At 48.0% G+C, this 21,083-nt stretch carries 20 protein-coding genes and 1 pseudogene; 3 read left to right on the forward strand and 18 right to left on the reverse strand.

What is annotated here, in order from left to right:
- The 8 genes and pseudogenes from AK95_RS34260 to AK95_RS20805 form a co-directional block, all read right to left on the reverse strand.
- Positions 1–71, reverse strand: a pseudogene (locus AK95_RS34260) (IS200/IS605 family transposase); the annotation flags it as partial.
- A 192-nt stretch (positions 72–263) separates the two neighbouring features.
- A complete protein-coding gene (locus tag AK95_RS20775) occupies positions 264–1,550 on the reverse strand; it encodes a Gfo/Idh/MocA family protein (RefSeq protein ID WP_071221823.1) in 1,287 nt (428 codons plus the stop codon).
- A gap of 27 nt (positions 1,551–1,577) precedes the next feature.
- Positions 1,578–2,465 carry a carbohydrate ABC transporter permease gene (locus AK95_RS20780; RefSeq protein ID WP_071221824.1) on the reverse strand — a complete coding sequence of 296 codons (888 nt, stop codon included), beginning with the start codon at positions 2,463–2,465 and terminating at the stop codon, positions 1,578–1,580.
- Positions 2,466–2,485: 20 nt separating this feature from the next.
- Positions 2,486–3,376, reverse strand: a complete 891-nt coding sequence (locus tag AK95_RS20785) for an ABC transporter permease (RefSeq protein ID WP_071221825.1) — start codon at positions 3,374–3,376, stop codon at positions 2,486–2,488.
- An 82-nt stretch (positions 3,377–3,458) separates the two neighbouring features.
- Complete coding sequence (locus AK95_RS20790; RefSeq protein WP_071221826.1) at positions 3,459–5,183, reverse strand: extracellular solute-binding protein; 1,725 nt, start codon at positions 5,181–5,183, stop codon at positions 3,459–3,461.
- A 119-nt stretch (positions 5,184–5,302) separates the two neighbouring features.
- Positions 5,303–6,646, reverse strand: a complete 1,344-nt coding sequence (locus AK95_RS20795; protein WP_071221827.1) for a response regulator — start codon at positions 6,644–6,646, stop codon at positions 5,303–5,305.
- Entirely contained in the window at positions 6,639–8,396 is a 1,758-nt protein-coding gene (locus AK95_RS20800; protein ID WP_071221828.1) for a sensor histidine kinase, read from the reverse strand. Before AK95_RS20800 ends, AK95_RS20795 begins: the two co-directional genes overlap by 8 nt.
- A 191-nt stretch (positions 8,397–8,587) precedes the next feature.
- The gene (locus AK95_RS20805) at positions 8,588–9,370 is read right to left on the reverse strand and encodes a phytanoyl-CoA dioxygenase family protein (RefSeq protein WP_071221829.1); all 783 of its coding nucleotides are present in this window, start codon (positions 9,368–9,370) and stop codon (positions 8,588–8,590) included.
- Positions 9,371–9,494: 124 nt separating this feature from the next.
- Between AK95_RS20805 and AK95_RS20810 the strand changes: the two genes are divergently transcribed.
- Positions 9,495–10,382, forward strand: coding sequence for an AraC family transcriptional regulator (locus AK95_RS20810; RefSeq protein WP_071221830.1), 888 nt, complete (start codon positions 9,495–9,497; stop codon positions 10,380–10,382).
- 175 nt (positions 10,383–10,557) lie between these two features.
- Here AK95_RS20810 and AK95_RS20815 read toward each other — a convergent pair whose 3' ends face one another.
- Positions 10,558–11,049: a hypothetical protein gene (locus AK95_RS20815; RefSeq protein WP_071221831.1), complete on the reverse strand. Its 492-nt coding sequence runs from the start codon at positions 11,047–11,049 to the stop codon at positions 10,558–10,560.
- Positions 11,050–11,172: 123 nt separating this feature from the next.
- On the opposite strand from AK95_RS20815, the gene AK95_RS20820 reads away from it, so the two are divergent.
- Together AK95_RS20820 and AK95_RS20825 are read left to right on the forward strand one after the other, a co-directional pair.
- Entirely contained in the window at positions 11,173–11,829 is a 657-nt protein-coding gene (locus tag AK95_RS20820; RefSeq protein WP_071221832.1) for a hypothetical protein, read from the forward strand.
- A gap of 24 nt (positions 11,830–11,853) precedes the next feature.
- Positions 11,854–12,339: a hypothetical protein gene (locus AK95_RS20825; RefSeq protein ID WP_071221833.1), complete on the forward strand. Its 486-nt coding sequence runs from the start codon at positions 11,854–11,856 to the stop codon at positions 12,337–12,339.
- Between the two features lie 112 nt (positions 12,340–12,451).
- Here AK95_RS20825 and AK95_RS20830 read toward each other — a convergent pair whose 3' ends face one another.
- The 9 genes from AK95_RS20830 to AK95_RS20870 form a co-directional block, all read right to left on the reverse strand.
- Positions 12,452–12,901 (reverse strand): DUF1569 domain-containing protein, encoded by a 450-nt coding sequence (locus AK95_RS20830; RefSeq protein ID WP_071221842.1) that lies wholly within the window; start codon positions 12,899–12,901, stop codon positions 12,452–12,454.
- A gap of 93 nt (positions 12,902–12,994) precedes the next feature.
- Positions 12,995–13,351, reverse strand: a complete 357-nt coding sequence (locus AK95_RS20835; protein ID WP_343225170.1) for a DUF4181 domain-containing protein — start codon at positions 13,349–13,351, stop codon at positions 12,995–12,997.
- A 33-nt stretch (positions 13,352–13,384) separates the two neighbouring features.
- Positions 13,385–13,837 carry a hypothetical protein gene (locus AK95_RS20840; RefSeq protein WP_235613186.1) on the reverse strand — a complete coding sequence of 151 codons (453 nt, stop codon included), beginning with the start codon at positions 13,835–13,837 and terminating at the stop codon, positions 13,385–13,387.
- Between the two features lie 241 nt (positions 13,838–14,078).
- Positions 14,079–14,717: an RNA ligase family protein gene (locus tag AK95_RS20845; protein WP_071221836.1), complete on the reverse strand. Its 639-nt coding sequence runs from the start codon at positions 14,715–14,717 to the stop codon at positions 14,079–14,081.
- 14 nt (positions 14,718–14,731) lie between these two features.
- Positions 14,732–15,691, reverse strand: a complete 960-nt coding sequence (locus tag AK95_RS20850; RefSeq protein ID WP_071221837.1) for an AAA family ATPase — start codon at positions 15,689–15,691, stop codon at positions 14,732–14,734.
- Positions 15,692–15,856: 165 nt separating this feature from the next.
- Positions 15,857–16,987, reverse strand: coding sequence for a GntR family transcriptional regulator (locus AK95_RS20855; RefSeq protein WP_071221838.1), 1,131 nt, complete (start codon positions 16,985–16,987; stop codon positions 15,857–15,859).
- Positions 16,988–17,105: 118 nt separating this feature from the next.
- Entirely contained in the window at positions 17,106–18,698 is a 1,593-nt protein-coding gene (locus AK95_RS20860) for an ABC transporter substrate-binding protein (protein WP_071221839.1), read from the reverse strand.
- A gap of 63 nt (positions 18,699–18,761) precedes the next feature.
- Positions 18,762–19,658, reverse strand: a complete 897-nt coding sequence (locus AK95_RS20865; RefSeq protein WP_071221840.1) for a carbohydrate ABC transporter permease — start codon at positions 19,656–19,658, stop codon at positions 18,762–18,764.
- Positions 19,659–19,695: 37 nt separating this feature from the next.
- On the reverse strand, positions 19,696–20,655 hold the full coding sequence (locus tag AK95_RS20870) for an ABC transporter permease (protein ID WP_071221841.1): 960 nt from the start codon (positions 20,653–20,655) through the stop codon (positions 19,696–19,698).
- Positions 20,656–21,083 lie beyond the last annotated feature (428 nt).

Consider the following 21,083-nt stretch of genomic DNA (forward strand, 5'->3'; position numbering starts at 1 on the left):
TTCGGGGTAAATACAATGTGGTATTTGCACATCCACTTTGTGTGAGCTAGGCTGTAGCTCTTGGTTGCCATTTGAGACCATTCCTTTCTTTGAGCCTGAACATCTCAATTTTATTGGAATGGTCTCAGTGGTCAAACCCTCAATCCCTCCACCCGCATAGCGGGTGGTTTTTTGTTTCGCGCGTTTCACGCACTCAACTGGCTAAAGCCATAACAACAAAACAAGCCCGATTGCAGCAGCAACCAGGCTTGAGTATCTACCTATTAGTTCCCGGACTTCGTGCTCATTGACGGGCTAAACTGCTGCTCAAATTCCTTTAGGGAGATGACCTTTCCATCCACTCTCGACTGCTCAGCCGCAAACGCCATGAGATGACTTTGAACGGAACGGCTTGCCGAAGTCAGCCCTTGATCGCTTCCCCCTGACTGCACAAGTCTCAGAAAATCCTTGATCAGGCCCATATCACCGCCGCCGTGTCCGACATGCCCGCCTCTATCCTCAAAAGATATTCGCTCGATCTTGCCGCTGCCGAAGTGAATGATCTCGATTTCATTCTTCTCCATGGCGCCGCGGATTTCCCCGCGGGTTCCCATCAGCTTGATCGTGCGGCTGACATCTCGCGTAAACGCACTCATCGTAAATGCAGCCGTCACGGTGTTGGCAAATTCCAGATTGACGACCTGATGGTCCACAACGTCATTATCGCAATGGTATACGCAGCGGCCATATGGCCCCTCCAGCAACGCCTTGTAACGGGCATCATAACTCATATCATCACTGATCGCCGACGTTGGCCAATTCGTATCCTCTGTCAAATATAGATCAGGCGCATAATAGAGACACTGATCCGAGACCGGGCATCCATCCAGACAGCGCTTGGGTGCGCCTTCCGGTGCCTGCGCTGCCGTAAAATGACTCAGCGAGCCAAAAGAAGATACACGCAGGCAATCCGAGTCGGCAAGCCATAGCAAAATGTCGAGATCATGACAGGATTTGGCGAGAATCATAGGGCTGGAATCTTCCTTACGACGCCAATTCCCCCGGACAAAACTGTGCGCCTGATGCCAATAGCCCACGTTCTCGTTATGCTGGATCGACATCAATTGGCCAATGGTTTCACGCTCCAGTAGTTCCTTTAAAGTTGTGAAAAACGGCGTATATCGCAGCACGTGACAGATGGAAAACACCAGCTTGGCCTGCGAAGCCATTTCGCCCATCCGGATGCACTCCTCGGGATCTGGAGACATCGGCTTTTCCAGCAGCACATGGTAACCGGCCTCCAGCGCCCGCATCGTCGGCTCGAAATGCTGCTTATCCTGGGTGCATATCAATACCGCGTCTGCAAGCTTGGGCCCTGCAAAGAAATCATTCCAATTCTCGAAGCAGGCCGAATCTTCAAGGCCATGCCTAGCTTTAAACTGTTCCCTCCGCTGCTGATTCGGTTCCGCGACGGCAACCACCTCAAGCTCATGGGGATGCAGCAGGGCATATTCCATATAGTTGATGCCTCGCAGCCCTGCTCCGATGAGGGCAACCTTAACCTTATTCATCCGATTCTTCTCCTTTTTTACAAGTGCTTATTCTTTAACGCTGCCAACCGTCATCCCTTTAACGAAATACTTCTGCAGGAACGGATAGACGACCATGATCGGCAGCGCTCCCATGAATATTTGGGCAGTCCGGAGCGTTTTCTCGCTCAAATTCTCCATCGCCTTGATCTGCTCGATCGATATCGAGGTCATTTGGGAGTTGATTGACATAATGAGCGTGGATAAATAGGTTTGCAGCGGATATTTATCCGGTGAATTCAAATACAGAATTCCGTCAAACCATGCATTCCAGTGTCCCACGATGGTAAACAAGCCGATCGTTGCAATGGACGGCAGGGAAACCGGCAGGTAGATACGCCATAATATTCTCCAGTGTCCGGCACCGTCAATCGTTGCAGCCTCTTCCAGCTCCTTCGGGATCGTTCTGAAGAAGTTCAGCATGAGGACCATGTTCCAAACATTGAGCGCCCCAGGAAGAATCAGCGCCCATACGGAGTCAATCAAGCCGGTATTCTTTACGATCATATAAGTGGGAATCAAGCCCCCTCCGAAAAACATCGTAATGGCAAAAAACCACACGTACGGCGTTCGGAACTTAAATTGATGATTGGATTTTGATAACGGGTATGCGGTTATGAATACCAAAAACATATTCACCGCCGTTCCTAACACAACCCGTGTAAGCGAAACCTGAAACGATCGAAAAAACTCCACCTTTTCACCCAAATACCGGTAAGCATCCAGGTTGAAGCCGACGGGCCAGAGCCTCACTTCTCCCGCCATCGCCGCTGTATTCGAGCTTAACGAAATCGAGAGCAAATGAATGAACGGAATGATACCGAGCAAGGTGATTGCGGATAGAACCAGCGTATTCAAGATTACAAACAGCCTTCTGCTGATCGTTGGTTTGTGCATTTTCCTACCTCCACTCCAGCCTAAAAGATCCGATAATTGTTATATTTATAAGCCGCATAGTACGTCACAGCCACGAGTGCCAGGGAGATGACGGATTTAAAGAAGCCGACTGCGGCGGCAGGTCCGAATTGCTGACTGAACATTCCAAGCCTATAGACGAAGGTATCGATAATATCCGCACCTTCATAAACCGTCGGGTTGTACATAATCAGAATCTGTTCGAAACCGGCATTGAGAATTCCGCCAAGACTTAATACACCCAGCAGGATGAGAATCGGTGCCATGCCGGGAAGTGTAATATGAATCATCTGTTTCCATCTTCCCGCTCCGTCTACTTCTGCAGCTTCATACAGCGTTGCATGGATTCCTGTTATGGCTGCGAGCATAACAATCATGTTATAGCCCATTCCTTTCCATACGTCCGAACCGATAATGATCCCACGGAACCAGTGGTTATCCAGCATAAACATGATCGGTTCCATATCGAGCGCACCCAGCAAGCCGTTTACCGGACCATTCAAGGAGAACAATTCTATGATGACGCCGCCAAGCACCGTCCAGGACAGAAAGAATGGCAGGAAGATGGCGGATTGGATAAAGCGCGAGAACCATCTTCGGGTAACTTCGTTGAGAAGCAGTGCCAGGATCAGAGGCACCAGTAAAAACAAAATCATTTTGAATACGGAAATGACAATGGTGTTCCACAGTACCTGCTTGAAATCGGGCAGTTCAAATACATATCGAAAATTGTCAAAGCCAACGAAATCCGAGTGGAAGAACCCGGCCAGCGGCTCAAACTGTTGAAAAGCCATCACGAGGCCGGCCATAGGCCCATAAGCATAAATTAACGTAACGATAACTCCAGGCAGCAACATCAAATGCAGCAGATATTCTTTTTTCAGCGTTCTCACAGATGAACCTCCCCGTCCATTTAAAACGGGAGGAATCTGCCAACTTCATAAAGGCTTATCCTCCCGTTCTATCATTCAAAGATTATTTGGCACTCTGCTGGCCGTACCAATCGTTGACCTCTTGCGTGATCTGATCGCCGCCAAGCGACTTCCAGCTCTGAACGAATTTATCAAATTCATCCAGTGAAGCCCCCATGACGATCTTGGTGAAGGTTTCCTGCATCAGTTTATCGAGCTGGGATCCCTTCTCCACTTGCGTTGCCGTGGGAAGGCCGTAGAATTCATTGTTCACATAAGCCTGATTTTCTTTGATTTGACGCGTCATTCCCCAGCCGCCGTCTTTCGCCGCCCGACTGAAATACTGGCCCCAATTCACGCCTTTCGAGGCATCTGCGGTATTACCGGCAAGGTAATCCTTTGTTGCTTTGAAGACGTCGGCCACATTTTTGTAGTTCTCGTCATCCAGCGTGATTTCCGATTGGTTCGCGTCAAGCGCTTTGTTTACTTCCGTATAGATCGTATCGATTTGGGCCGGATTATAAATCCGTGGGTTGAACCAATTGTATACATATCCTTTTTCCGCTTTATTCTGATCCATGTACTTTTTGTTGCCCATCTCGATGTAGAAGTTGATCATCTTAATAGCAGCTTCCGGATTCTTCATTTTTTTGTTCACGACCACGAGCTTGTTGCTGCGAATCTTGGGCACCATGGACTTCCCGGGTCCATCCAGCCCAGGAATTTGAAGGGCAATCCATTCTGCCTTAGGATCTTTATCGACATTGAGATTCAATGGCCAGTTCGGATACCACCATTCGCCGTAAGAAATGCCGACCTTGCCTGCGGTAATATCTTCAACGGACTTGTTCTCGTCCTTCAAGGCAAACTCCTTATCCAGAATTCCTTCCTTGTACCAGGACTGCAGCTTGCCCAGCGCGGTCTTTACTTCCGGCTGAATGAGTCCAGGTATAAGCTTGCCGCTGTCGTCCTTAATCCAGGCCGACTGATTGTCCCCGATGGACGGATAAGCGCCAAATCCATTGAAGAAACCTCTCAGGTCAAAGCCCCAGAAGAATAGATTCTTCTGCATCGCGATACCGTACGTGTCACTTTTACCGTTTTGGTCCGGATCCTGCTGCACAAAAGCCCTTGCAACCTGTTCCAGCTCATCCATGGTTTGCGGCGGCTGCAAATTCAGGTTGTCGAGCCAGTCCTTCCGGATCCAGAGCAGCTGGGTAGACAGGAAAGGATCCTCAAATCCGGGAATCGCGAGCAGCTTGCCTTCCGACGTAAACGTCTTCATCGCAAATCCGCCGTCAGACTCCATGTACTTTTTCAGTGCTGGTGAAGCAAAGTCGTTGTAAGCTTGGGTAAGATCGGCAAGCATCCCCTGCTTCTTCAGCTTCTCGAAGTTTTTCTGGTCCAGTTCCATAATATCCGGCAGATCTGCCGAAGCCATGGCTAATGAAAACTTCTGTTCAAACTGGCTGGAAGGCACCGTCCATTTGTACTGAACCTCAATGTTCAGCATGTCTTTGAGATCTTTGAAGTAAGCATTCTGTTCAGGTGTAATCCCTTGCGGCGTCCGCGGATCCTCCGGCGGATTGTAGCCGAGCACTTGCGTGACCGTGATCGTTTCAGGATATTTGCCTAGAGGGTCGGGCGGTGCCGTATTCGTTTTTGCATCCTCTGTAGGTGTTTTGGCCGGCGTCCCCTCAGATTCTTTTACCTGATTCGAGCATGCAGCCATTACCGAAAGCGTCATCGTGCTAATCAACATCATCTTCGCTAGTTTGATCCATCTCATGATTGCTTCCCCCTTTATCTGGCGTAATCTTGAAATCCGTGCTGCTTACGTCTCATTATAGATTCCGCCCGAAAGCGCTATCAATTTTAAGTTCTTTACATCTCTTTCACTTTTTTTACTTATTGGGTATTTCGGTATTCCTGAGGGGAAACCCCCATCTTTTTCTTGAAAAATGTCGTGAAATAAGAAGGAGATTCGAATCCGAGCCGAGTGGCAATCTCCTGCAATTTCATATTCGTATGCAACATCAGATGGAGCGCCCCCTCCAGCTTCTTTGCCTGGATATACTCCAGCAGGTTGTGCCCTGTCAGCTGCTTATAGTAGCGAGACAGATAGGACGGGTTAAAATGGACTTCCTCCGCAATCGCGGTCAAGGAGACGTCCCCGGATAAATGCTCCAAAATATAGTTATGGATCTGGTCAATCACATCGAATTTCATATCATCCTGCTTGTACCGGTCGTATTCTCGCACGTTATCTTCAAGCTCTTTAGCCTTTTCAATGTCCACAATGACCATATTTTGACCAAGCGCAGCCCTGCACTGCAGCATGGATTGTATAACATCAAGCTGCTGCCCCGAGGTATCCCACTTATGGAGCAGATTGCCGGATATCCCGAAAGAAACATGAACACCGAGCAGTTCCTCGCATTCATTTTGGACCAGCTCCAGGATGCCCTTCATATAGGATATAAACCTGTGCCAATGCAGCTCATACTCCGGCTCATCCCCGCGAAAACGATTCCGAAGCTCCGCATCCGGCTGCAGCAGCCATACCTGTAAGGCATCATCCAGAACAGCATGCTCGCATGTAAATGAGGAGGGCAAATCGTTGATAAACGTCATCTGAACAGCTTGCGCCACATCCTTTGTTTTCGTCTCCGCTGCGCCGCTGATCCTTCCCAAGATAAAGAATGCCGGCTGGTCTACATCAATGCGGAACTCCACTTCTTCATAGCGAGGCTCGGACAATAGACGATGAACAGGTTCTCCTTTCAATACCTTACGTATCAGCTCCCGTTTCAGCAGAGGCTCGGCGATTTGAAAATGCACTTTTGCCTTTTCCGCCTGAATTCTGCGACGATTCTCCTCATCAAGCTTAGAGGAGGCCTCTTGAACAGCTTGAAAAATCGGATCGATTCCTTCGGTTTTCAGGATGTAATTATCCACGTTTTTTCGCAGTGCTTCATGTACATAATCAAATTCACTGTAACCGGTCAAGAAAATGATTCGGCAATGCGGCCAATAGTATGTAATTTCATCAATCAGTTGAAGCCCGTTCTTATGGGGCATTCGTATATCGCTGACCAGGATGTCCAGCTTCACTCTCATGGCAATCTCCAGCGCTTCCTTGGCGGAATAAGCTTTGCATACATCCAGTTCCAATTGTGTATGCTCCTGAAATAGCTGAACCAAGCCGTTAACGATGACAGGTTCGTCGTCTACGATCAACAGTCTATACATGATGATGCCCCTCCTCTATCCCATCGATGATAATGATCAGATCCACCTTTAAGCCGCCATAGGCGCTGCGAGAGATGAATAATCCGCTGCCTGGCCCGTATTTAAGCTGAAGCCGGTTGTTCACGTTGACCAAACCTGTTTTTTCAATATGCTTCGAATCCATCGCAAGCTTATCCTGCAAACGCTGCAGCATGTCATTCGTTAGCAGCTTCCCGTTATCCTCCACCGTGACACGCAATTGGCCTTCCCGGTAATCGCTGCTGATGTATAATTTCCCCTCCTCCATACCGTCTTCAAACGCGTGCTCAAACGCATTTTCTACAATAGGCTGTATGATGAGTCTCGGAACGGTAATGAACGGAGGGATGTCCGAAATCTCCTTATGCTCATATGTTATCCGGTTCGAGAAGCGGATGCCTTGAATCTCGCAGTAATCGAGAGCATGCTTGTATTCCGTATAGAAAGGAACCTCGTCGGAGCCGCTTCTCGTGATGTATTGATAATAGCTTCCGAGCTTTTGCGATAGCTCCGCTGCGCTGTCCGAGTCTCCAACCTTGCACATCATATAAATATTGAAGAAGCTGTTATATAGGAAATGCGGATTGATCTGGGACTGCAGTTGCTTCAGCTGCGAGTGCTGCAGTGCTATTTTTTGCTCATAGTTTTCCTCAATCGAATGTTTGAGCTTATGCGCCATCCTGTTGAACCCGTTAAATACGTAATGAAACTCATCTTTGCTTCTGGAATCGATCATGATGTTCAAATTATCGGTTTCGATCATATGAAAGGCTTTGACAAGCTTGGACAGAGGCCTGTGGATCATCAGATTAACCGAGAACGAATAGAGCACCATGACGGTCACCGCCAGAATAAACAACGTATAAAACCATGTAATGAATTGGCTTAAAGGCCGCGTGATTTCATTTTGGTTCACATACATGACCAGGGACAGATGCAGCGCGCTAACTTCATTCTGGATGATAAAATAGTCTGCGCCATCCAGCTCCCCCGTCCCCGATACACTTTGTTCCGGGCTGGGATTGTCCAGGATATGACTCAAAATCTCGGATGACTCATCATCCCGCGAAGCTGTCGTTAATATGGTCCCCCCTTCTTTACTCCCGAGTAATACTTCGGATTCCGGATACAGCTTGGCAATTTCGCTTAAAGCCCCCAGCAGCTTGGATCTGGAAATTTCGATGTAGGACCAGATGCCGCCGTTGTTTTCGGTTTCAATCAGAAAAATCCGGTCACCGCTGCGGTAAAAAGAAGGCTTGGGCATAACCGACATCATGGAAGATATCCGTTCCATTTCCTTATTGGGCGTGTTGGTTACGCCCGTTGTGGTGGAGATCGTTTTCCCGATATCTTTTACGTAAACACCGGCGCTCACAATGTACTCACTGGAGACCATGAGGGTTGCAAGCCGATCCCTGACCTGATCAATAAGCTCCACCTCTTCATAGTCTTCCAGCATGCTGCCCCGAAAGCTCAGCTTCTGCAGATCCTTGTCATTTAACAGCTGCAGCTGTAAATTCCGGATAAAATACATCTCTTTATCGAGCTGTTTGGAATAGAAGGATGCGCCTGCCGTCGCGGAGTTCAAGAGGGACTCCTTCGTAACGGACATCCCCTTATAATTCAACCAAATATTCATCGAGATGAGAGGAAGTAATAATAGAATAAAAACGATGACGATTTTCTGATATACAAACCATTTCGATGCTTTGCCCGGAGCTTGAAGTTTCATGCGTTCCCCCCATTTTGTATCAACCGATCTATTATCATCTAGTATAGGGGGGCTGGCTAACTTTACAACGAAATATTTTTACATGTTAGTTGTGAACATGACCAGCCATGAATTTCAGGCATAGAAAAAAGCCCCGCAGGGGGCTTTAAGCTGCTTTGAATTAAAACAACGGGCTCAGCACTATGATGTGGTCATTTCGAACCGATGATTTTATATTTTGGCTTCACGTTGTTGAAATCCGGATTGGTTCCGCTTACCATTAGGCCCATTCCCCAATCGAAGTGAACATCCGCTGTAGGGACATCCGCTGCATCTCGATATTGGAACAGGATGTTTCTCCGCGTACGATCGCTCCGGTTCACGTCCGAACCATGAATGGTCAGGTAATTAAAGAAGAGCACATCGCCCGCCTTGGCTGGGCACGGGGTTCCCGAAGATAATGGATACTCCTTGTGGTTCAAATAGTAAGCGCCGATATGCGGCAAAACGCCCTGTTTATGGGACCCCGGCACAACGCATAGGCAGCCGTTCTCCATATCGGCATCGTCGAGATGAACGCTGGCTGCTAACATGGTGTGATCGCGATGCGGGAAATACGGATAGTCTTGATGCATGGGAAACGCGGCCCCGTTAGCAGGAGGCTTCACCAGCATTTTCGAGTGATGCAGTTGCACATTCGGACCGATGATTCCGTTCAACGCTTCTGTCATACGGGGATGGATTGCCGCTCGCATGAACGCGGCATCATGATAGTGCACATCGTGAAAACCTTTCAGGACCAGCTTCTTAAGCTGCTCAGGCGGCAGGAAATCACCTTGCCAGGCATGGTTTTGATCCGATTTGGCGCGTGCCGCCCTCTGGATGATCCCATCAACTGCCGCTCTCATATCCTCAACTTCCTGTTGATTATAAACGCCCCGGACCAGCAGGTACCCATTCTCTTTGTAAAATTGCACATCCTTCTCGTCCATCATCACCATGCACCCTCTCGATATTTTATGGAATTTCTAGTTTAATTATAGTAAGGGCAAGCGAAATCGTATTTGCACGGGGATGACGACGTTTTGCAAAATTACGCCAAAGGAGCTGTAAACTGCCTTGTATCATTGGAGCAAAAGCGAGGAACGCCTTAATCGTTATGCCGGACGGCTTGAGGGTGAAAGCCTCTCATTCCTTGTCCATTACTGGGGGACCGTCCGGCATTTGACGGCCAATTCCATACATCGCCATTCATTCTATGAGATTTGTTATGTGGACGGCGGGACCGGTGTATATACGGACGAAAATCAGACTTATCCCTTATATGAAGGGGTAGCTTTCTGTACACGCCCAGGTCGGTTACATCAGATTAAAGACGTTCACGATCTGAATCTGTTGTTCGTTGCGTTTGAAGCGATGGAGAAACCATCAGCTCCCGATGTATCGGTGAAATACATGGAAGCGCTTGATCGATGTGCTGTTTGGACCGAGCATGCGGGCGAATCACCCGCCACCCAAATATGGAAATCCATGCTGATCCGGTCGGAATCCGATGACTCGCTGCCTTCATCGCTTCTGCCCAAGCTGGCACATGTACTCCTGCAATCCTTTCCTGGTTTGCTCGGGGCTTCCGGCAGCTTCGAAAGCGCTCCACTCCTATCATCCACATTACAACTCATTCAAAAGGCAAAGTTGTACATAAGAGACAACCTCAGCGGGCCTGTGTCACTACCCGAAGTAGCGGCTTACCTGAATGTGTCCGAGCGGCAATTATCCCGATTGTTTGCGGAGAGCATCCATGAATCCTTTACCTCAATGGTTCGCACCGAACGGATCCGGGCAGCCGAATTAATGCTCCAGCACACCCAAGAACCCATCAAGGTGATTGCAGAGCGAACCGGGTTCTCATCCGTTCATTACTTCACAAGGCTGTTCACCAAGTTCAAGGGCATCCCCCCTGCCGCTTATCGAGCGAAATGGGCCTTAGAGGCGGATCGACAAGAATGATCTCGCAGCCTTCCATTCACGAGGCTGCTTGTATTTCTAACCTGGACATTCGTCACATTGCCTAGTACGGGGCACATGCAGCAGATTGGTCTGCTCAAAGCTCAGCCAGTCCTCAAGAGATTCCCCCTCTTCCGGCAAATTCCGCTGTGCTTCATCCGACATAAACCCGAATTGCTCACTCCTTCAAATTAGGGGAACCCGCGAAATTTACGTATCGTTTCATCTTCTGCTCAAATACCGTATCATAGCGGAATTGCCGTGGATATCGATCTTCGCGCAGCATTTCGTACAATACCGATTGTCCTTCCTGGTAGCGGACCGCAAACTCACATTCATCATAAAATTTGCGGGATAGCCGACGAATCTCGTTATCCCCACTATGGCTTCGCCAACCCAGCTGAATCATATCCAGCTGATCCAGCGGATCGCGATACGTGTCCAGCACAATGCAGGAAACCGAATCCTCCACCTCGTGGAATACCAGAACATGTCCGCTATTCACCGGACTATCAAAGTACCGTTCATATATATTTCTTACGGGAATCGTTATGCCAAGCCGATCCATCACCGCTTTGAAGTTCGGGTGTACCTTATACTCGTCAGAGCGTTCATCCGGATACCATACGAGCTCGGAAATCGACGCTGTAATATTGAATTCATATTTCATCTCTCGTAGCCCCCTCATACGGGATATTCTACCATATTTCATTCCTGAGTTCGTATTCCCTCGCTTAACCACGGTGACTTGGCGTGTTATAATTCGGTTAATATGCTGGAAGGGATGAAATAAATGCTGGAAATGGAAGCCGCACTAACGAGATTCATAGAACAACAGGACTTATATAATCGGGATTTCGGGCTCTTCACCGATCATGAAATACGACAGCGGTCCGATGTCCGGATGCCACCCGTGGATGAACGTATCAGGCTGTCCCCTGAGCTGATCTATCTATATAGCCATTATGAGATGATTGACGCTATGGCCGAAGGAACCCATAAAATGAAAAACGCGGCGGTTGAGATCGGAGAATCGGCGGTTATCTACTTTGTTTCTCCTGAGCATCTGACCCGGCAGCAATTGGGTTATCGCTGGATTAGCGACGGTGGTGAAATCGTGGAATCGAGCACTTGGCCTGTTCATCACGTCGTGATTGCCAATGTGAATGATGATCCGCTGATTGTAGACGTCCAAGCCAGTGGTTCGCCCGTATATGCCGCATTCGAAGGTGGCGAGCCTAAGCTGATCGCGAATTCGCTTGCAGATTGCTTTCACGCGCTGTCCATTCTCATTCAAGGTGCTCTTCATTTCCAAGGTGAAACCAGCGACGAAGAAACCTATGAGACCAAACCGGATTTTCTCGCCCATGTGATGCCATCACTGACTGATCTTTTGGGAAGCGAGCAAATTGATGCCCTGCTGGAATATTTATCGCTTCAAGAATACTAAGGAGAGATGGATAAGGAGATTTGCATGACAGGAACTTTAACTTTAATCCGGTATAACGGAACCGAAAAACACGCTTTGGCCGAATCCAAAGCCTATGCAACCCGCACCCAAGTCAATGAACGGCCGCACATCATGCTCTGGTTCGAGACCGAGACGGAACCCGAGCCGCTCCAGTCTTTACCGGACTCGGATGAAATATTGAACAATCCGGATGCGGAGCTTACGATTTATCTGGATACGTTAAAACTGAATGAGTTTGTACCGCTGGAATTTACGATAACCCAGGGTTACCACGAGAACTCCAGAAGCCTGGATGCAAGGTTGTATTATTTAGAACACCAAGAAGTGAATAATAACCGGGGACGCATTGAATATCGAGGAAATGGCGTATTTTACGTATATTGGACGGGTACGACGATGGACGTCAACTATTATGACGGCAGTAAGCCGGATACCCGGCTGGAGCTGGAAGGCGAGTTTACAATGGAGAAATATGGGGATTGGTTATAAAGAAAAATGGACAATCTGCAGCAAAACCCTCCTGCCTCGTAGAGTCAACGTACGTTGTATGCTGGCTCTACGGAGGGATATTCGCATCAATACTGCACAGGTTTCCTGAGCCTTAAACACCAAACTGTTTCAAGTGATGGTCCAGATGCTTGTATAATCCCCTCCCCCATTGCTCCGGAGTCAATTTACCGAAGAATGCATGAGGATGCGTGGTACATCTCTCAGGTCCGTTCTTTTGGAATGCTATAATTTTTTCTTTCAATTGTTCTCTTTCCGTTTCAAATTCCCTTGGATCCGCAATCAAAATATCCGGAATCGTAGACATATTGCGGGGTAACGGTTTTTCATTATAAAACACAGGCTTCGCAAGATTCCCTACCAACCTGCCTAACCAGCCTCTTGGCGGGTTTGTGATGCCCATGGCGATGTCTTGGAACGCGGAGCAGTGAGACAGCATTTGGGCAGCATCCATTTTTCCCCATAACGGTTGTGATTGAGCGCTTAATGTGTCGATTCGGTTTAAGATTTGAGTCATATCTACATGATTGAACATATTATTCATATTAGCCTCTCCCCATATGTAATCCATGTCTAAACACCTGATTACATTATAGCTGACCCATCTCCGGGACATTTCTTTCTGATTGCTTTTTTTTTAATATTTTAATAAGAGAATTAATATCATCAATCCTGTGAAGAAAACCGAGACTGCAGCCAATAGGATTGAAACTTGATGGTGCCTGCTTTCACGCATGTATTTCCACTCCATATATCCGCGAAAGCAGAAGATTACGGATAACAAGAATGGCCATATGGGATAGGGTCTGCTCCTATCCATCGTCCATATAAGGATGAGTATCGGAATTAATAAAGCCCATGAGCCCAGAAGATACCATTTATGCACCGGTGTGTCACGCATCTCTTCCTCGCCTACGTCGATGATCTTCCTTAAGACCCATTGACCAACACAAATAACAAGGATAATAAATGAGTAAAACCCCTCCATTATCATCCTCCTTTAGGTGGAATAATAAGTAAGTGCTTTCTACAGCCATCTCATAAAAAAACCTTTAGAAACCTTCACACGTCTTTCGCGTGCCCAAAACTCCAGCTGCCTGATTCCCTCCGTCTGCTCCTCCGCGAACGTAAAACATAACTTTAGCGGTACGATTGCACGCCCCTTCAGTTTGATCCCGATCACCGGTTTCCTGTCATGGTTGATCAGCAAACATTTCACAGCTTCAACGTTAATGACTGTACCGTTTATGACGATTCCTTCCTGAGCCATTTCCAACACGCCAGGTTTCATCAGATAGGTTCGATATACGGAGATGAGGAATACGGCGGAACAAAAAACTAACCACACCATGCAGGCATAATAAAAGAAGTCCCTTTCTTCATGGCCTCTTATTATATTTCCAAGAAGAACAGCGATTAAAATCAACATCGATATCATCAATCTGATCCCTGAAGAAGCAGAAACTCGAAACATCTTCATATTCATCTTTACTCCTATCATGAAATAATGATGGACTGTATTCTGACCCATATGTATAGGTTCATTATACTTGAACTAACAAAATGTGGTAACCCTATGTACAAACAACAATAAAAAAAGCCCCGATTTAAGCGGCAGCTCCTGTCTTTATCTATTTACATTATCTCATCAAAGCAATCTGGAATTACATGATCAGCACCTCATTTTCTAATATTTAAAGTTTATTACACACACCCATCGTCTATTCCGCAGCAGCCAAACGATTCGGTTCGATCGGTTTGCTTAGCCAATGCTCATCGGTTTGTACGTGATTCTTGCGAACGAATTTGGCAACGCTGCGCTTAAAATCGTCATATGCAAATGCGGAAGCCAGCCGAACCACATAACCTTCCTGCTCCCCGCCGCAGTCTGACTGCTTCGTATAACAAGCCTTGGCAGCATCTTCGTCCCAGATGCCCCGGTACAAGACAGGAACCGTAACCAGCCCCAAACGTTGCGCCCATTCCTCCGTCTCATCCCATGACAGGCACACATTCAACTCATTCCACACGGAGAACAGCATGTAATAGGCAGGCAGCGCAGCATACGAAAGTGAATGCTTGGCATATACGTTTTCCCCGCAGAGACGATATCCCTCCGGAATCAAATATTTGATGCCCCCATGCAGCGTCTTCACATAATGACGGGAAGGATGATCCTTGCTGTCCAGCGATCTCGCATGAATGAAACCGGGGTACATCGTGGTGTTCTCCCCGTCCATTTTCTCGGTAATGACGACCTCCTGTCCCGTAAAATGGTCCGTGTTTCGTAAAATCTTATCGTCATCCGTATATCCTCTGGACCAAGGCAAATGCATCGTTTTGGGATACTTTATTTTCATCGTTGTTCACCTCCTTATTTGCCGAAGGTATCGGCTTCCGCGAAGAAATACAACTCTGCCAGCATATCTTCGCCTAACAAATGATAGATTTTGGATGCCCCTGCATCCCCTCCATGCAAAATTTCCATATGAAAGCTCACAAGTTGAACGACGTGCTGAATGAATGCATCATCATATCCAAGGTCCTGCAATGTATGGCAGGTTATGCTTGCCGATACGTGCTCGTGCCCATAATAGGAATAGTACCCTCTTGCTTGCTTCCATACTTTGCAGAACGGCTTGCCCGCGTCATGGAACAGTGCTGCTAACTGCATAGCCAGCAGATACTCGCCTTCATAGAAAGCATTGATATATTCCAGCACGGCATACGTGTGCTCCGACAATGTTTTGGAATGATGCGGATTCTCCTGATCATATCCCAGCATCACATTGAAATAGGGAGATTGAGACAAGTAGAGAAATAACTCATCATGACCCCGTCTGCGTGTTAACAGCACTTCCAGTTCTTCTCTTGCAAGCTGCGTTTCGCCCTGCTCATGAACGAGATGCAGATTACTGAATCCTTCTCTCATGACAGGAAATTCAAGGTTCTTGGCATATTTCGTCATGATCTTCTCGTCGAGCCGGCGTTTTCGTCCCTTGACTCTTTCCAGAGCCACTTCATAAGGGGTTGTGCAGATATGGCATTCCACCGATCGATCGCCAAATCGCTTCAGGAACTTCTGTCTCCGCTCCCGGCTGACATTGGTGGCATCAAAAACGACATTTCGTCCGGACGCAAGCGCCTGTTCGATTTCGGCGAAAGCTGCATCAAATACCAGATACGTATTTTTCTGTTTGGATTCGCTGCCGAACAGTCTTTCACGGATCGAGTCCGTCGCAACGATGACGGCCCGCTCGCTTTTGCATAATTGTTTGGCATAATAGCTTTTTCCGCTGCCGGGTATCCCCACCAGCATATGAATGGTACACATGTTGTTCACCTCCTCCGTGCCTCTAAATAATGTACCATCCTTGCGGAGTGATTGAGTAAGTAGAGAATTTTTATACTCAACTTTTACATACCAATAAAAAGGCTGATTGCAGCAGGAAGAAGCCCTGCCCGGCAATCAGCCTTCATATCATCCTTTCTATCCTATCTACTCCGTGACTTTCCCTCTCGGAGCTGCTGCGGTTGTATCGCGCTCCACCAGCTTGACGGGGATCAGTGTCCGGTCCGGTGTCTGTTTCCCTCTCTCGAGCCAGTTTACAACATGTTCGGCAGCTTGGCGTCCAATCTCGTAAAAATTCTGCTCAACGGTGGTCAGCGGAATTATGACATGCTCTGTGACAGGATTATTATCAAAGCCTATGATCGAAATATCCTCCGGAATACGGATCCCTCGTTCCAAACAGCGGTTCAGCAGGTTGGCGGCGATCAGATCATTCTCCGTCTGAACAGCCGTTACCCCTTCCGTCCGGTAAGAGTCCAGCAGCTCATTATAAAATCGTTCAAAGCCAACCTTCTCTCGATAATCCTTCATATTCAGCCTGATATAACGGCTATCAACGGGAAGTCCATGATCCTTCAGCGCTTGGCAGTATCCGAAATACCGGTTGCGCACCGAAGAGGTTGATTCAATGCTGACTGCTGTAAGAAACGCGATCTTTCGATGACCGAGCTCAATCAGCCTGGATACGGCTTGATAGGATCCACTGAAATTGTCAGAAACCACCGCCCCTAGCGGCAGACTGTCAAAATATTTATCGATCGTCACGATCGGATAATCTTCAAGGCAAAGTCGATGCAGAATGTCGTAGTTCGTCTGATCGTTCCGCGGATACAATATAATGGCCGCAATGCCCTTTCGGATCAGCATTTCCAGCAGATCACGTTCTTTCTGGGAATCGTAGTCGCTTTGGTGAATGCTCAAATAGTAACCGTTCGCGTTGAGCCAGTCCGAAGCTCCGCGAATATATCCCATCGTGCCGCGATCGTCTTCGGAAGGCAGGATCAGCGATATCATTTTATCCATTCCAACCGACCGCTGCTCCTGGCCACGTTGCCGGGGTTTAACAAAGCTGCCGCTTCCCTTGACACGGTAGATAAACCCGTCCCGCTCCAGCTCCTCAAGCGCTCTTCTTGTTGTAATACGGCTCACGCCGAAGGTGGAGCTTAGCTCGGCCTCCGTAGGAAGCTGGGCTTCAGGAGCATAGTGGCCTGAAGAAATTTGCGATTTCAGCTCATCCATCATCACGCGATACAGCGGTGGTTTATTGTCTTTGGTCAACTTGGTTCTCATCCCATCTATATCTATTTTCCAGTGTAAATCTTGTCGTACTAAAATTATAGCGTTTGCATCATTGGCATGTAAACCGCTCCTATCTTCCTACTTCGAGTCATTTCGATTACTTTACATTTGTATAACGTTCATACTGCGCTCGTTTGATATCCAAGTAGCTCTGGGCTCCCATTTTGTCCAGAGTCTTTACGTAGTTATCCCAGTCCGTGTCCAGGCTGGCTTTCCCCGTCACAAACTTCACACGCATCTCCTCAATGTATTTATTAATATCGGTCAGGATCGCGCTCGTTTGATTGGCTTCCTCATCCGTAGGAACAAAATCTGGCCAAAGCTCTTTGGGCGCCAACTGATCCAGCTCAGCCGGATCCGCCTTAATCTCGGCGGCTACCGTCGTCCCACGCGCCGCCATCCGCAAATCGTCGTCTGGCTCAACATATGGATAATAAGCACCATACACATTATCAACATATTGGAAAGCGCCCAGCTGCACGCCGCCCTTGTAATTTAGAATCTCGTCCTTGTATTTCGGTTTGCCGTCAACCATATCATAGGTTTCGCCCTCAAGTCCAAAGGTGGCAAAGTTAATCCCTTCCTCCCCATAGAAATAATCGATCCACTTGATCGTTTCAACCGGATATTTGTTTTTGTTGGTGATAACGAAACCGAAAATCCCTTTGGCAGGCGGCCCCAGCACCCCGGCGACTTTATCCCCGTTCGGCCCCTCGAGGGCATGAATGCCTACATAGTTCTCGGCTGCATCCTTACCGATATATCCCGGTCCTTCCCATACAAACGAACCGATCAGATTGTTGGAGCCGTCCGTAGACCACTTCGCATAATCATAGCCTGTCGTAAAATTTTGCTGGGCCAGTGACCCGTCCTTGTACAGATCGCTCATGAAACGGAGCAGTTCTCTGTACTTCGGATCATTAAACGTTGTCTTGACCTGTCCGTCCGCGTCCTTATATAGATATTGACCGAATGCCTTGGCACCGCCTTCCCCCATGCCGAAGCTGCCAGCCAGGAAACTCTCCAGGAAAGTCCAATACTGCGATTCAAGCACCCACCCGAGACGGGAGCTGTCCTTCTCCCGAACCTTCATGAGCGCTTGTCGGAACTCCTCGGTCGTCTTGGGCACTTCAAGCCCCGCTTCATCCAGCCAATCCTTATTGATATACAGGCGAACGGAATTGAACGCTTTAGAGAAATCGACGTAAGGCAGGGCATAAATATGCCCGTCCGACATCGTGATGGCTCCCTTAATGTCCGGATTGTCCTTCAGGAGTTTGTTCAAATTCGGAGCATGCTGCTCAATCAGCTCCTCGAGCGGAACAAATAAGCCTTGTTTGCCGTATTTCATCAGCTCATCGGTGCCGAAAGCAATGCGATAGAATGCATCCGGCAGGTCGTTGGAGCCGAGCATGACATTTTTTCGTTCGTTGACGGCGGAACCCGCCAGCTCCTCAAATTCGACTTGAATGCCGGACATTTCTTCGTATTTTTGCCACATCCATAATTGATCGGCCGGAGGATGCACATCGGTATACCCGCGCTTGACAATCCTTAGCTTGATGTTCCCGGGATCTCCGTCCGTTCCGGCCGGTTCCGGTTCCGCCTTACCCCCTGAACCGCCGCAGGCGGAAAGCGTCAACGAAAATGACATCGTTAAGGCAAGCAGAAGTTTCATTCCTTTTCTCATATCCATATCCCCTCTTTTCATGATTATGAGTTCCAAGCGGTAATGACCGCCCTCTATATCGGCTTACCCTTTGATAGCTCCCACCATGATGCCTTTCTCAAAGAAACGCGACAACAGCGGATACAACAGGAGCAGCGGCAGCGCGGATAATACGACGATCGCATATTTCAAGCCTTCCTTGACCATCATCTGATCCGCATATTCGGCACCGACCGATATTCCGGCCATTTCCTTGAAGTCGTTCTGAACCAGTATTTCTCTTAAAATCAGCTGCAGCGGGAATTTATTTCGATCCGTCAAATAAATCATAGCGTCAAAATAAGAGTTCCAATGGCCGACCCCGTAAAACAGGATCATTACGGCAATGATCGGCATCGACAAAGGCAGCACAATTCGATACAGCATATGAAAATCATTGCAGCCGTCGACGTAGGCGCTCTCTTCGAGCTCCACCGGAATCCGGGTCTGGAAGTAGGTTCGCATTATAATCATGTTGTAGGCGCTGATCGCACCAGGCAGTACCAAGGCCCACATCGTATTCAGAAGTCCGAGCTCCTTGTTTACCAAATAAAGAGGGATCAGCCCGCCACCGAAAAACATGGTGAAAGCAAACAGCAGCGTAAACAGTCCCTTGCCGTAAAAACGCTTTCTGGAGAGCGGATAAGCGCCAAATACCGTCATCATAATATTGATCGCCGTCCCTATGAATGCGTACAGAAGCGTATTGGCATACCCTCTCCAGATCTCGCTGTTCTCGAACACTTTGGCATAACTGTCAAGATTGAAGCCTGCCGGGAACAGCAGCAGCGGCTTGTCCCAAATTTGGCGCGGATCGGAAAATGAAGCAAACAAAACAAAGAGAAGCGGGTACAAAATGACGATGATTACCAGAATGGACAGCACTAGAATGATGATATCGGCCAGCTTTTCTCCAGGCGTTTGTTTGATATTCAGCAGCACTTCTTACATTCCCTCCTTAATCCTGCATCGACGACTTCTACCATAAGCTGGTCTCCCCCGCTTTGCGTGCAACCGCATTGACGATAATCAGGATGATAAAATTGATCACATTGTTGAACAGGCCGACTGCCGCCGAAAAGCTGTATTGGGTGTTAAGCAGTCCGCTCTTGTACATGTAAGTGGAGATCACCTCGGAGGTTTCCAGGTTCATCGCGTTTTGCATCAACAGAATTTTCTCGAAGCCGACACTCATGATGCCGCCTGCGCTCAAGATGGACAGGATCACGATGGTCGGAACGATACCGGGAATCGTTATATGCCAAATTCGCCGAAATTTGCTGGCCCCGTCCATATAAGCCGCCTCGTACAGGTCAGGCGAGATGCCCGAGATGGCAGCGCTGTAGATGAGCGAAGACCAGCCAACTCCTTGCCATACGCCCGACCAGACGTACAGATGCCAGAATTTCGATGGCTCTGCCAAATAATCGACCGGTTCCCTCCCCAAGGAAACAAGGATGGAGTTGAAGACGCCATTCGTCGGCGAGATAAAGAAGAACAGAATACCGACCGCGACCACAACCGAAATGAAGTGCGGTGCGTAGGAGATGCTTTGGGCGAATGAGCGGAATTTACGATTTCGAATCTCGTTGAACAAAAGCGCCAGCAGGATCGGAGCGGGAATGCCAACCAACAGACCGTATAAACTGATCCCGATGGTATTCTTCAGAATGGTCCAAAAATAATAAGCGTCAAATAACCGCTCGAAGTGCTCGAACCCGACCCATGGACTGTTCCAAATGCCAAGGCCAGGCATAAAATCCTTGAAGGCGATCTGAACGCCGTACATCGGCCAATAATGCCAGATCAAAAAATAAAGCACCGCCGGCGAGATAATGATATACAACCCGATATTTCGCTTAAGCTGCCTTTTAACATGCGTCCATTTGTTGGACTTTGGAGCGGGCTGTGGGGATGCCGAGTTTAATCGGGCGTCCATGCTTTGTCATGACCTCCTTTTTCTCGATCAAATTGCGTAAGTGAATATTAGCCACGGTGGACGACTAATATCGGCTTCCGTTGGCAATGCACCACCTCCTGCTCGTACTTACTTGTATTAACAATTTTGAATGTATTGATTATTTGTTATAACACATTCTAGTTAGCATTCAATTTCCAGTCAATATGACATCGAAAAATTGCTACTTTAGAAGTATAAATTGCACTTTTGTTATGACAAATTTCGACGGTAGAGCCATTCTTAATGATGAGAAACAATCCATTCCATACATGTGGTGGACAATCATGACCACCCGTCCAACGGGTGGTTTGCTCTTGGGGTATAACCCCTTGTTGCCAAACTGCGCCTAAAGACGCTAGCCTGACCATAACTCTGTTCAGGCTCATTGTTATTTGTCACTTTCACTT

Origin of the sequence: Paenibacillus sp. LC231 (genome assembly GCF_001860525.1) — a bacterium.
In the GTDB taxonomy this organism is placed as follows: Bacteria; Bacillota; Bacilli; order Paenibacillales; family Paenibacillaceae; genus Paenibacillus_AQ.